Origin of the sequence: Pseudobutyrivibrio ruminis CF1b, from assembly GCF_000424005.1 — a bacterium.
GTDB classification, from domain to species: Bacteria; Bacillota; Clostridia; order Lachnospirales; family Lachnospiraceae; genus Pseudobutyrivibrio; species Pseudobutyrivibrio ruminis_C.
In genome coordinates, this window is sequence record NZ_AUJB01000013.1 from 20,459 (window position 1) to 33,390 (window position 12,932).

The 12,932-nt window shown below is 38.9% G+C and carries 15 protein-coding genes; 9 read left to right on the forward strand and 6 right to left on the reverse strand.

The features are described 5' to 3' along the window. Positions 1-23: 23 nt before the first annotated feature. Together G592_RS0111790 and G592_RS0111795 are read left to right on the forward strand one after the other, a co-directional pair. Positions 24-221, forward strand: coding sequence for a PspC domain-containing protein (locus tag G592_RS0111790; protein ID WP_028247994.1), 198 nt, complete (start codon positions 24-26; stop codon positions 219-221). Between the two features lie 23 nt (positions 222-244). Next, positions 245-502, forward strand: a complete 258-nt coding sequence (locus G592_RS0111795) for a hypothetical protein (RefSeq protein WP_028247995.1) — start codon at positions 245-247, stop codon at positions 500-502. Positions 503-511: 9 nt separating this feature from the next. Here G592_RS0111795 and G592_RS0111800 read toward each other — a convergent pair whose 3' ends face one another. Together G592_RS0111800 and G592_RS16450 are read right to left on the reverse strand one after the other, a co-directional pair. Then, on the reverse strand, positions 512-835 hold the full coding sequence (locus G592_RS0111800) for a hypothetical protein (protein ID WP_028247996.1): 324 nt from the start codon (positions 833-835) through the stop codon (positions 512-514). A gap of 549 nt (positions 836-1,384) precedes the next feature. After that, positions 1,385-1,690 (reverse strand): hypothetical protein, encoded by a 306-nt coding sequence (locus tag G592_RS16450; protein ID WP_028247997.1) that lies wholly within the window; start codon positions 1,688-1,690, stop codon positions 1,385-1,387. Positions 1,691-1,942: 252 nt separating this feature from the next. Here G592_RS16450 and G592_RS0111815 point away from each other — a divergent pair, with 252 nt between their 5' ends. Together G592_RS0111815 and G592_RS0111820 are read left to right on the forward strand one after the other, a co-directional pair. Then, the gene (locus tag G592_RS0111815) at positions 1,943-2,290 is read left to right on the forward strand and encodes a hypothetical protein (RefSeq protein ID WP_028247998.1); all 348 of its coding nucleotides are present in this window, start codon (positions 1,943-1,945) and stop codon (positions 2,288-2,290) included. Beyond that, on the forward strand, positions 2,281-2,604 hold the full coding sequence (locus G592_RS0111820; RefSeq protein WP_028247999.1) for a hypothetical protein: 324 nt from the start codon (positions 2,281-2,283) through the stop codon (positions 2,602-2,604). The genes G592_RS0111815 and G592_RS0111820 overlap by 10 nt, the downstream gene beginning before the upstream one ends. 203 nt (positions 2,605-2,807) lie before the next feature. On the opposite strand, the gene G592_RS0111825 is transcribed toward G592_RS0111820, so the two are convergent. The 3 genes from G592_RS0111825 to G592_RS0111840 form a co-directional block, all read right to left on the reverse strand. After that, positions 2,808-3,425: a hypothetical protein gene (locus G592_RS0111825; RefSeq protein WP_028248000.1), complete on the reverse strand. Its 618-nt coding sequence runs from the start codon at positions 3,423-3,425 to the stop codon at positions 2,808-2,810. 2 nt (positions 3,426-3,427) lie between these two features. After that, positions 3,428-4,243 (reverse strand): hypothetical protein, encoded by an 816-nt coding sequence (locus G592_RS17720; protein ID WP_028248001.1) that lies wholly within the window; start codon positions 4,241-4,243, stop codon positions 3,428-3,430. Positions 4,244-4,579: 336 nt separating this feature from the next. Beyond that, positions 4,580-4,792: a hypothetical protein gene (locus tag G592_RS0111840; protein WP_028248002.1), complete on the reverse strand. Its 213-nt coding sequence runs from the start codon at positions 4,790-4,792 to the stop codon at positions 4,580-4,582. A 122-nt stretch (positions 4,793-4,914) separates the two neighbouring features. On the opposite strand from G592_RS0111840, the gene G592_RS17135 reads away from it, so the two are divergent. Beyond that, positions 4,915-5,766 carry a CPBP family intramembrane glutamic endopeptidase gene (locus tag G592_RS17135; protein ID WP_051194903.1) on the forward strand — a complete coding sequence of 284 codons (852 nt, stop codon included), beginning with the start codon at positions 4,915-4,917 and terminating at the stop codon, positions 5,764-5,766. Between the two features lie 149 nt (positions 5,767-5,915). Here G592_RS17135 and G592_RS17870 read toward each other — a convergent pair whose 3' ends face one another. Then, complete coding sequence (locus G592_RS17870) at positions 5,916-8,267, reverse strand: glycoside hydrolase family 11 protein (RefSeq protein ID WP_081660409.1); 2,352 nt, start codon at positions 8,265-8,267, stop codon at positions 5,916-5,918. Positions 8,268-8,622: 355 nt separating this feature from the next. Between G592_RS17870 and G592_RS0111855 the strand changes: the two genes are divergently transcribed. The 4 genes from G592_RS0111855 to G592_RS0111870 all read left to right on the forward strand — a co-directional run bounded on the left by G592_RS0111855 (position 8,623) and on the right by G592_RS0111870 (position 12,858). Continuing rightward, positions 8,623-9,675: an ABC transporter substrate-binding protein gene (locus G592_RS0111855; protein WP_028248003.1), complete on the forward strand. Its 1,053-nt coding sequence runs from the start codon at positions 8,623-8,625 to the stop codon at positions 9,673-9,675. A 20-nt stretch (positions 9,676-9,695) separates the two neighbouring features. Further along, positions 9,696-10,643, forward strand: coding sequence for an ABC transporter permease (locus G592_RS0111860; RefSeq protein ID WP_028248004.1), 948 nt, complete (start codon positions 9,696-9,698; stop codon positions 10,641-10,643). Beyond that, a complete protein-coding gene (locus G592_RS0111865; RefSeq protein WP_028248005.1) occupies positions 10,636-11,436 on the forward strand; it encodes an ABC transporter ATP-binding protein in 801 nt (266 codons plus the stop codon). The genes G592_RS0111860 and G592_RS0111865 overlap by 8 nt, the downstream gene beginning before the upstream one ends. A gap of 99 nt (positions 11,437-11,535) precedes the next feature. After that, positions 11,536-12,858 carry an aspartate kinase gene (locus tag G592_RS0111870; protein WP_028248006.1) on the forward strand — a complete coding sequence of 441 codons (1,323 nt, stop codon included), beginning with the start codon at positions 11,536-11,538 and terminating at the stop codon, positions 12,856-12,858. The last annotated feature ends 74 nt before the right edge of the window (positions 12,859-12,932 follow it).

Genomic DNA, 12,932 nt, shown 5'->3' on the forward strand with positions numbered 1-12,932 from the left:
CAAAGGAAAGAGAGGAAATTCTTATGGGAAAGAAATTATATAAGAGTAGAGATAAAAAGATTTGTGGTGTATGCGGAGGCATAGCAGAGTATTTTGACATTGATCCAACAATTGTTAGACTGTTATGGGTAGCATTCATCTTGGGTGGTGGTAGCGGAATCTTGGCGTATATTATTGCTGCTATTGTAATGGATGACAATCCATGTGATGTTGTTAACTAAAGAATATGTATGGAGAAAATGATATGAAGAATAGAGAATCTCTTAAGACAGTTGGTTACATAGTATTAATTTGTTTATCATTTTTTATTGCTACAAGGTATTGTTTAGCAGATTATAAATTCTTAACTATATGCTGGATTGTCATTGGTTTAAGAAATGTATATGATCTGGTTCGCAGAATCAAGGCTTCAAAAAAAGAAGATTATGAAAGAATTTCAGATGATAATCACACAGATGACATCCACTTTATCAAAAACATTTTTCCTTGGATACATAAATAAAACCTCAATCTAACCACAGATTGCTTCTATCGGCATATTTCTATCATCTATGTAAATATCACATGTAATCTTTCTGGAATTGTTGCCATATAGTTCTATGATTTCTGGAAGATTATCATTTATTGCATCAAACGACAGACCTTGATCGTGGCACCAGTCTATTGCATCACTTAGAGCTTTCCCAGCACGGCAGGTCCATAAGATTAGCTTGTTTCCTGAAGCTTGTTCTTTTAGTAAATAATCAATCAATTTTTTGTTTGCTTCACCTAATGCAGGCCATTCTGAATAGCAAAGTGTTCCATCGAAATCTACTGCAATAATCTTATAATCCATAGGCATACCTCAAAAAATAAAACATTTGTTCTGTAGTGATAATAATATACCACCGCCGAACAAATGTTTCAATCGAACAAATTATTAAATTTCTGAGACTTGGTTATTTAGCTGAGATAAAAGGCTATGCCCTCATCCAGACAAACCTGAAGTTGTTAATCTTGCTGCCTTCTATTATACAGAATCCACATCCAGCAAGGAATACACAATTCAAAAGTGATATTTTTCTACTCCCGAGCAGTACTAACTTCATTTTTCTTTCTAGCACTGCTCATTTCTCTTCTTCCGAGCAGTGCTGCATTCATTTTTGCTTCTAGCACTGCTCATTCCTCTTCTTCCGAGCAGTGCTGCATTCATTTTTGCTTCTAGCACTGCCCATTTCTCTTCTTCCGAGCAGTGCTGCAAGCTTTCTCTTCTCTAGTACTGCCTGCCCCCACAAAACTCTTCACAAAAAAGCAGCTATCTTGCGATAACTGCTATGTAACGTTCAGTATTCAATTAGAAAGAGGTCGACAAATTTGAATTTGTATGAAAAAAACTTTTACGAGGCTATTTTTTTTCGCTCCCATCCAATAGTGGATTAAAAATTTCTTTCACGATTATTGTCCCTATTTGTTTTGAACCATCAAATGCCTCTATACATTTGCCCGGCCACAATGAATTCGGATAATACTCCGGACTGATCAGTTGAACTGAAATCAAGTCTCCATCATTCAACGGATCGTTGCATTCAATCTTTCCCGAAGTCATGTAGTTCTCTAATATTTTAAAGGCCGGTCTCATTCCTGAGCAAATTGTTCTTGAATACTCTGGATTTTTTTGCCATATACCATTGAATTCATTTTTCAGATTCATATATTACCTCCACCATATCTATTTCAAGAACTCTGACTTGTTGAGTTCAATTATACTTGATTGGGAGATTGATAACTATATGAAACGCAAAAAAGAAGAGGAGAGCAGAGCTCTCCCAAAGTGTGACAATAATTTAACTACTGCATTAAATTAAAAGATTCTGCCAAGCATACATATCGTTGTTAATAGTTTTAACATAGTTTGATGATACCATAAACTAAGTATGTATGCGATTGCAGAGGAGGCTAATTTATGTTAATGATTAAAGATATTACAGCGGCAGAGTGTAAATCTATTGTTGAAGAGCATCCAGAGATAAAAGAAAATGGCTGGAAGGTTGCTATAGAGATGGAAGAGGAGATGAATAGTAATATTTCCACAGACAAGCCTTTTCAAAAAATAGTTGATGAAAATGGAAAATGTGTTGGTCTTGCCATAATCTCTTATCATCCTAAAAAATTGTTCTCAAAGCCAACAACTAATATTTTCAGTTTAGATATATGGGACGAGAATTATGATAGAGCTGACGTGGATGAAGCAATCATGAGGCGGTATCCTGACACTAATAAAATTACAATGGGAAGAAGATCATGTCAGTAAGAAGAGAAATGCATACAATCTACGCATATTATGAGAATAAATATAAAGTAGCCTGGGTACCAAATGAGGACTTTGGCTATGAAGGTGAGCCTAAGTACTACGAGGAGAGTCCAGTTTTAATAATATATTTCTCGAAAAGTAAGCAGTATGCTATATTGGCAAATGTTGATGTGTGTAGCTTATACAAAAAGGTACGTCGTTTTGGAAAAGAAAAATGGATTTCCGTGACACACAATCACCCCGAAGGAGATTTCACAGAGGATGGATCTGAAGTCATAGCATGTATAGATAAGTTGATTGACTTCGCTAAATAAAACCACTAACTCAAATAGAGCTAGTGGTTTAATCATTAGTATTAAGCAAAAATTAATTAAAGCAGCAAATAATAGCACTACTGAAAAAAACATAACTGTTGGCAACCGTTTATAACAATCATATTTATATTGTCTATGATTCATTCTGCACCCCTCTGTACAAGAGCAGTGCTCTCCCGTACAAATTGTTTTACTCGATTAAATTAAAAATAATTCCAACAATAAATACTTAAACCAAGATTGAAAGCAAAGAGGAGTATCATAGGAAACCAAAAAATGATTCCAGGATTGATTGGTTTTACATCAGTTCTTTCGGCTACATATAAGACTTCATCACTTGCTAGACTGATAAAAAAAGCTTTAATAAATCTAGGCATAAAAAGGCCAGAGGCAACCTTTATTACATCTCCATAAGAAGAAACATACTCATTATTGGAGTGTGAGAGGGCTTCCCCGATGCTGTAACTGGTAGCTAGATTTCCAGCAGTACGCGAAATTGCTTCGCTATTTTCAAAGTCTCCAAGAGTGATTCGTGGACCTCCACCAAGCTTTTTTCTGATTATAAGCCACTTATGAGTATTCATTAATATGCCAGGAATAAATATCATTAGGATGCCAATAACAATAAAAGCCAGAACATATATAGAAAAATCTGTAGCATAGTCTGGTCCTTCATATTCATAAAGAACATAGCCAAGCATATCCAAAAAGGTTACGAATAAAAAATTAATTAAAGGCACGACAATCAGTGTAATGTATATTGTTGGATATGATAATAATCTTTTTATAAATCTGATTTCACTGTTTGTTAATTCATTCATATTTACAAAATACCATCAGCTTTCTCAATAATATTTTCATTGGTAAGATTGTCTGGGGAAGATACCCAGTAATCAAGATTATAAAGACCTGTATCCCTTACTTTAAAGTGTGTCATATATACTGATTCTTCAGATTCTCTGGCAAGGACTATGATAAGAGTGGGTTCACCTAAGTAATCTTTTTCACCGAACACGTAGTAATAGGTTTTCTCATCATCAAAGTCTTCACGAAGTTTATCTAATGCAGCATCGAAATTTCCAGATTCCTTATTAGCTTCTTTGAGAAGCTCTGCCTGTGCAAGATGCTTTTGGAGTGACTTACTTCTGGAAGCCGAAATATTATCCGCCAAGTTGATTGCAAAAGGACTGACGAGTGCTATTACAGTAAAACCTACACATACTATGGTCGTTATCAATGATTTTAGATCTAAGTCAAGATTAGAGGAGTTTAAGATATTCATGATTAACTGAGTTTTTTCTGGCAGGATATAATTTGGAGATAGAACAACCTGTCTTATTTCCGCCATACGTCTTCCTGACCTACATATAAACCCTAAAGTTAGAGACGCGGGCAAACTAATTATCATAAGCCCTGTTGACATCAAAATAATAAATAGAGAAGAATCTGCATCACAAAAGTTTAGTAGATATGCCGCTCCGCCAATAATACATGCTAGTAATGGCATAAAAAAAGGTAATAGCTGGATAAATAGCATAATCCTTTTATTTTTTAAATATTTTTTGAAGTCATCAATAGTGATGTAATCAAATACATATAAATTTCTAAAGAAAGCATCTAATTTTAAATAATAGAGCATATTTCACACCTTTAAATCCTAAAATTCACTGTAATCATATCATCAATCTGTGTTAATCCTATTAACGCCTGAAGGTAAAAAGAAAATGTTATAACACAAAAAAGCTTATTATGTGTAATTATTATTGAAATATATATTAAATTTAATGTAAAATAGTGCCAATGTTATTGCTAGTTGGAGGCATAGTCATGGATAGTATAAATTTAATAAATATATTATGGACATTAGGAAATATAGCTCTTTGGATTTTTATACTTATTTTTCTTATTAAGCTAATTAAGAGATCAAAATAAAAGGAGAGCACAGTGATGCTCTCCTTTGGTACTTCAGAAAACTTTATGCAGTTTTGCATTCACAGCCACATAATTTGATTAAGGCATCAATATATTCATGTGCTTCAATCCATGTATTGAACTGGCCGATATGGAGTTTGTTAACGAAGACATGGCAACCATCATCGGCAAATACTACAATTCCATTCTTGTAAGCATTATAAGAATAATTTTTGATCATCTCTTCAAAGTTATTATTGTGTACATATACTAACATTCTTTTGTCCCCCTTTTCTAATAACATTTTATCCGTTGATTAATACGGAAGAAATTGGAAGACTTTCCTATTATTTATTTCGGATATTTTTTTATATATTATTACTGGTTGGAGGATTTGTTATGAGTAAAGATTTTTTAACAGGCAAAAAATATGGCAGAAAGGCAGTTATAGTCTTTTTTACAATGGTGATATTGTTCTCAGGGGTATGTGAGACACTTTACTGTATGGGTGGCTCTGAGTGGCTGGTAGCTATTTTGATGTGGATACCTGCAATATCTGCTATTGTTGCATCCCTTGTAAGCATCGCAGAGAGTGGAGAAAGATATTCTTTTAAAAATCACAGAAGTCTTATAGGTATAAGATTCAGCCATATTAAATATATACTGATGGGAGTTCTTATTCCATTTGTTTATCTATTTATTCCTTACAGAGTTTATTGGACAATGCATCCTGAAAATTATGCATACAATGGGGTGGCCTTTTCATTAATACTAAAGGATTTGGCTCTCTATACAGTAATCAGTGTATTAGTTTCTTTACTTACCGCTTTAGGAGAAGAGATTGGATGGAGAGGATTTATGCTTCCTGCTCTTTTAGAGAGAATTGGTGTGATTAAAGCTTTTGCCATTGTAGGATTGTTTTGGTGTTTATGGCATTTTCCACTACTTATTTGGGGCGGATACATGGAAGGGGCATCTTTATTGTATAGTCTGATTGCCTTCCTGCTTTGTATTTTTCCAGTGAGTATAATTGCTGCAATACTTACAATTAAAAGCCAAAGCGTGTGGCCTGCAGCATTTCTTCATGCAGCACATAATGCATATGATCAGGCCGTTTTTGCTGGACTTACTGGAGGCAATGACAAAATGTATTATGTAAGCGAGACAGGATGTATCACTATTATTTGTGCCTGGGCTATAGCGATTATAATGCTTTTTTTGTATAAACCTTGGAAGGATGAGAAGTGCTGAAATTGTCCTATCAAATATTAAGAATGATATTGTTGCAGTCAGATGAACACTGTATGGAAAATAATTAGTTATTAAAAATAAAGGGAATCACTCAGAAGAGCGATTCCCATTTTTTATGTGGTTATAAACTTTAGATCATTAAGTCCTGCTTATTTTACGTTTGACCAGATTTTGTATTCTACGTTAGGATTTACACCCTTCATTTCGAATAATTCGCTTACAGTTACGAATGTGTAACCCTGGTTCTTAAGACCTTCGATGATCTGTGGAAGAGCTGATACAGTCTGGCTGTTGCCCTGGAAGTCGTGAAGGAGAATAATGTCGCCATCCTTAGCTGAGCTAAGAACAGAGTTTACTCTCTGAGAAGCTGATATGCTTGACTCCCAGTCGTTGTGCATGCTTCCCTGAATGAAAGGAAGGTCGATGTTCTGGTACATTGTGTTGTTTACAGAAATGTAAGGTGGTCTGAAGAACTTCACATCAACACCAGCTGTGTTCTTGATAGCAGAAGCTGTCCAGTCAATCTGGTTTCTAATCTGTGAAGCATTCATTTTTGTCATGTCCTCATGTGTGTATGAGTGACAAGCAAGCTCACAACCCATCTTTACCTGTCTCTGTACGATAGAAGCTGTGTTAGAGTTTACGTTCTGTCCAATAAGGAAGAATGTAGCCTTAACATTGTACTTCTCGAGAACGTCAAGTACCTGGCTTGTTGTGCTTGAAGGACCATCGTCAAATGTAAGAGCAATAAGCTTCTGGTTCTGTGTGTTTGTACCTGAGTTATTGCCTGTGTTAGAAGAGCTTCCAGCACCAGCGCCTGCTCCGGCACCAGCTGCACCTGCTCCACTAATTGTTAAGTAATCAAGGTAAGCATCCCACTGACCATCATCAGCTGTAACAACAAGCTCGATTGTCTGATTGCCTGTGCCGTGGCTTACGTTCTTGATTGTGTACTCTGCAGGATAAGAATCTCCATAGTAGAAGGTTCCCTTTGTCTGTCCACCGATTTTTAAATCTACACGAGCCATCTTGTCATTGTTAGAGCAAGCGCGAAGTGTGAAATCGTGTGTACCTGATGTAAAGTTCTGTGTATATTTTACTGCGTCATTATTAGCATAGAGGGCTACTCCGTTGAAAGGAGAAGAGATGCTGCCAGTGTACTGGCCACTCTTTGTCATCTTTTCGCATTCAATCTTTGTAGAGCCTGAAGTCTCTGTTGAAGCACCTGTGTTTCCAGACTGCTGCTCTGTAGAGCCTGTGTTACCTGTCTGGCTGCCAGTGTTTCCTGTATTTCCTGTGTTGCCGCCCTGTGAAGAAGAGCCGCTGCCTGATTTACCTTCAGAGCTGATACCGCCAATTCCGAGCCAGTCAAGATAAGCATCCCACTGACCATCATCAGCTGTAACAACAAGCTCAACTGTCTGATTGCCTGTGCCATGGCTAACGTTCTTAATTGTGTACTCTGCAGGGTTAGCATCGCCAAAATAGAATGTTCCCTTATTCTGACCGCCAATCTTAAGATCTACACGAGCCATGTTGTCATTGTTTGAGCAACCGCGAAGTGTGAAATCATGAGTTCCCTTTGTAAAGTTCTGTGTGAACTTAACTGTGTCGTTATTTCCATAGAGAGCAACGCCACTGAAAGGAGAAGAGATACCGCCTGTATACTGGCCACCCTTTGTCATGGTCTCGCACTGAATCTTGTCAGCATCTGCTACTTTTACAAGATTGTTACCAGCGTTTTCATTTCCAGTGTTTCCACCCTGGTTTCCGCCTTGGTTGCCTGAGCTGCTAGAGCTGCCAGAAGAAGAACCACCAACTGTCATGTTGTTCTTGTATACGCTGGCTGAACCGCTACTCTGATAACCTTCGATATTCAATGCAGCTTCATAAAGCTTACCGCATCTCATACCCATTCTTTCCCAAGCCTTAAAGTGCTCAGATACGCTAATTGTACCGCTGGTTCTCTTAGAGGTACGAACGCTAAAGTACTGTTTAAATGTTGTGTCACCCTGAATAGAAGGTGCATTGTATCTTGTTGTTTCATAGACATCATATGTGCCACCATCTACCTGGATTTGACCCTTTGGTGTGCCTCCTGGTGGACGCCATGTTCCCCAACTGTCTACGATGTAATACTCAACAAGCGGGTCTACAGTCCAGCCATAGACGCAAAGATAAGAATTACCGTTAGGTCTGTAATCACAGCCGTAATCAAAGGTAATATTTCCTATCTGCTGATAAGTCTGTGTACTATCGAATTTCTTACCTTTACGGAAAAGAGCATTGTTGATGTTGCTCCATGAGCAATCGAACGTTCCCCCAGCGTTCAATGTCATGCTAGTGTTTCCCGTATCTTTCCATAACTCGTAATCGTAACCATCCTGGTTACCTGTCTTATTGTTGTAGATTGTGTCGGCTGCTTTTACAGTCATGGATGGAACCAAGAGTGTAGCAGACATAACAATCGCCAACAACGCCGCTGTTAATTTGTTTTTCACTAATAACCTCCTCACTTTTTCATATACATTAATATGTTATAACCACATAAATATTGTAATTGTGGAATAAAAGGGTAAAAACAGGACAAATTATATATTTAACCCGAAAAATTATATAAATATTTCGGAGAAGTTACAATAATGTTACATCTATATAAAATAGTTTAGGAAAATCTAAAGAATAATCAGAATTATTTATACAAAATTAAATCACATTTATACTTTAACTCGCTAAAGTGATATGATACAATGATGCTAAATGTCGAACGCAGTGAAGATATTTAGTATCAGGAGCACTTTAGTGCGACGATACAATGAAGCTAAATGTCAAACGCAGTATTGAGGAGGACAACTTATGAAGAAGAAAATAATTTCAATGCTTATGATTATGACCATGGCAGCAGCGTGCTTCGCAGGTTGTGGCGGCAACAAAGCAGAAGACAAGAGTGCAGGTGCAGACACAGCTGCTGATGGAAAGGTATATAAGGTAGGTATTATCCAGTACGTTGATGATGCATCTCTTAACCAGATTGTGGACAATCTTGAGAAGCAGCTTGATGCCATCGCTGAGGAAAAGGGCGTTACCTTTAATTACAAGGATTACTATTACAATGGTCAGGCTGATTCCACTACAATCAACCAGATTGTTACAGAGCTTATCAATGACGAGGTAGATGTGCTTGTTCCTATCGCTACACCTACAGCTATGATTTGTCAGTCAGCTACAGAGGACAATCAGATTCCAGTTGTATTTGCAGCAGTATCTGATCCAGAAGGCGCAGGCCTTGTTGCCAGCAATGATGCACCAGGTGCAAATATCACAGGTACATCAGATGCGCTTAATACAGAAGCTATTCTTGATTTGATGCTTGAGCAGGACAGAGATTTACAGAAGGTTGGTCTTCTTTATGATAAGTCACAGGATGCTTCAACAGCTCCAATCAAGGCAGCTAAGGAATACCTCCAGAATGCAGGTATCGAGGTTATCGAGAAGACTGGTACTACAAACGACGAGGTTATGCTTGCAGCAGATGCTCTTTGTGCAGAGAAGGTTGGCGCAGTATTCACACCGACTGACAACACAATCATGACAGCTGAGCTTGCTATCTATGAGAAGTTCATCGATGCTGGAATTCCTCACTATTGCGGTGCTGATTCATTTGCTCTCAACGGAGCTTACCTTGGTTACGGTGTAAACTACGCTACACTTGGCGTTGAGACAGCAAAGATGGTTGCAGAGGTTTTAGTGGATGGCAAGGAGCCAGCTTCACTTCCAGTTAAGACTCTTGATAACGGTACAGCTACTGTTAACACAGAGACAGCTGCAGCACTTGATTTGGATTACGAAAAGCTTCGCGATATGTGCGACGGCTTCGTAGAAATCCAGACTTCAAAGGAGTTCGAATAAATAATTAGGGGTTTAATGTAATGTCAGGTATTTTTACAATTTCGATTTTTCAGAGTGCTTTAGAACTAGGGTGTATATACGCCCTAGTTGCTTTAGCACTTTTTATTTCATTTACAATTCTTAACATCGCAGATCTTACCACAGATGGCTGCTTCACTTTAGGATGTGCTGTTGGTGCAATGGTCACACTTGCCGGCCATCCATTCCTTGCTCTTATTGCAGCATTGATTTCAGGTGCCATGGCAGGATTTGTTACAGCCTTCCTCCAGACCAGACTTGGTGTGGAATCCATCCTTGCAGGTATTATCGTAAATACGGCGCTGTATACCATCAACATCGCAGTCATGGGATTTTCATCTCTGATTAACCTTTTCGGTTGCGATACAATTTTCTCTTTGGGAAAAGATGGATTCGTAAATGCGATATTTGGTGACTGGTACAAGGTAGTGACAGTAGTTTTGATTTTGGCTGTTATCGCACTGGCTCTCTGGTGGTTCCTTGGTACCACACTTGGTATGTCCATCCGCGCCACAGGTGATAATGCAGAGATGGTAAAATCATCATCTATCAATCCTACATTTACAATCACTGTTGGTTTATGTCTGTCAAACTCACTTACTGGTCTTTCAGGTTGTCTCATTGCCCAGTACCAGAAGTCAGCAGATATCAACATCGGTACAGGTATGGTTACAATTGCGCTGGCTTCGCTTATCATCGGCCAGACTCTTATTGGAAATAAGGGAAGCACTATCCGCAGAATCTTAGGAACAATTCTTGGTTCTGTTCTTTACAGATTTATCGTGGCAATCGCCCTTAGAATGAGTGTGCCAGCAGAGGCATTAAAGCTTGTTTCTGCAATAATTGTTGCAGTTGCAATCGCAATGCCTTATGTTAGAAAGAAGGCGGCTCTCAAAAAGCGTGAGTTTGCCAACTATAGAGGTAACAGGGAGGTGAAGGATAATGCTTAAGATCGACAACATTTCAAAGACCTTCAATCCTGGCACCGTCAATGAAAAGGCGGCACTTACCAATCTTTCATTAGATTTAAAGAATGGAGATTTTGCCACAATCGTTGGTTCCAACGGAGCGGGCAAATCCACCATGTTCAATGCCATCGCAGGCACCTTCATCGTTGATGAGGGAAACATCTATCTGGATGGTGAGGACATTACATTTAAAAAGGAACATGTTCGAAGCAAGGTGATTGGTCATCTTTTCCAGGACCCTTTGAAGGGCACTGCGCCAAATATGACCATCGAGGAAAATATGGCTCTTGCATATCTTCGTGCCAGCCATGCTTCGAGTCAGTATTTTTCAAGAATCAGTAGCAAGGACAAGACGAAGTTCCGCGAACAGTTAGCCCTTCTCGGCATGGGACTTGAAGACAGAATGAAGCAGCCAGTAGGATTATTGTCAGGCGGTCAGCGTCAGGCTCTTACACTCTTGATGGCTACATTTGTTACACCTAAGCTTTTGCTTTTGGATGAGCACACAGCGGCTCTTGATCCAGCTACAGCTGAAAAGGTGTTGGAGCTCACAAAGAGCATCGTGGCTGAGCGAGGCATCACTTGCCTTATGGTTACCCACAATATGCACCAGGCACTTGACGTAGGTAACAGAACACTTATGATGAATGCTGGACGCATCGTCTTCGATACTTCAGGAGAAGAGCGAGCAGGACTCACTGTAAATGACCTTCTTGAGAAGTTTAAAGTGGGCGCTGGAGAAGAATTAGATAATGACAGAGTATTATTGAGCTAGTTTTTTGGGTAATTTAGTGCTTTAATTTACTAAAGTAATCGTGTACAATAGGCTTTGTTATTTCAGAATAAAAAATAGAACGACGAGGATTTTGTTATTATGAAGAAGGTAGTTAAATTCGGCGGTAGCTCATTGGCAGACGCCGGCCAGTTTAAGAAGGTTGGCGATATCATTCGCGCTGATGAGAATCGTGTGTTTGTAGTTCCATCTGCACCAGGTAAGCGTAACAGCAAAGATACTAAGGTTACAGACATGCTTATTGGCACTTATGAAGCTGCCAAGGCAGGCAAGGATGTAAAGAAGAATCTTGCGGATATCAAGGCTCGTTATGACGAGATTATCACAGGACTTGAGTTAAAGGATTTCTCTCTTGATGAAGATTTCAAGGAGATTGCAGCTCAGATTAAAGAGGACTTATCTCTTGATTATCTTGCAAGCCGTGGTGAGTATCTCAACGGAAAGATTATGGCTAAGTATCTTGGCTATGATTTCATCGATGCAAAGGATGTTATCTTCTTCAATGAAGAAGGAATGCTCAATTCATATAAGACAGAAAAAACTATGGCAAAGGTTCTCGAGGAGCACCCACGAGCTGTCATCCCAGGCTTCTATGGCTGTGGTAAGGACGGTAAGGTAAAGACATTCTCACGTGGTGGTTCTGATGTGACTGGTTCTATCGTTGCCGGCGCTGCGAAGGTAGATGTTTACGAGAACTGGACTGACGTTTCAGGATTTTTGATTTGCGATCCACGTATCGTTAAGAATCCAGTAGGAATGCAGACAATCACATATCGTGAGCTTCGCGAGCTTTCATACATGGGTGCAGGCGTTCTTCACGAGGATGCTATTTTCCCAGTTCGTTCAGCAGGTATTCCTATCAATATTAAAAATACAAACAAGCCAGAGGATGATGGCACCTGGATTGTAGAATCTACAGCTCAGAAAAATGAGTACGTTATCACAGGTATCGCTGGTAAGAAGGGCTTCTGTACAGTACTTATCACAAAGTCACTTATGAACTCAGAGGTTGGTTTCTGCCGAAAGGCTCTTCAGGCATTCGAGGACAACGGAATCAGCATCGAGCACATGCCTTCAGGTATCGACACAATGACAGTTGTTGTTCACGAGGATGAGTTCATCAACAAGGAGCAGGCAGTAGTTTCTGCTATTCACCGCAACTGCTCACCAGATTCTATCGAGATTGAATCAGACCTTGCACTTATCGCTGTTGTAGGTCGTGGTATGAAGAGCACACGTGGTACTGCAGGACGTATCTTCTCTGCACTCAGCCATGCACATGTAAATGTCCGCATGATCGACCAGGGTTCTTCTGAGTTGAACATTATCATCGGAGTTCAGAACGAAGATTTCGAGGCTGCGGTGAAAGCAATTTACGATATTTTTGTACTTACAAAACTTTAAATAATACGCCACCCTAGTTACAGGGTGGCTCATTTTATGTCTTTATGATATACTATGAAAAGTTTCACACAGAT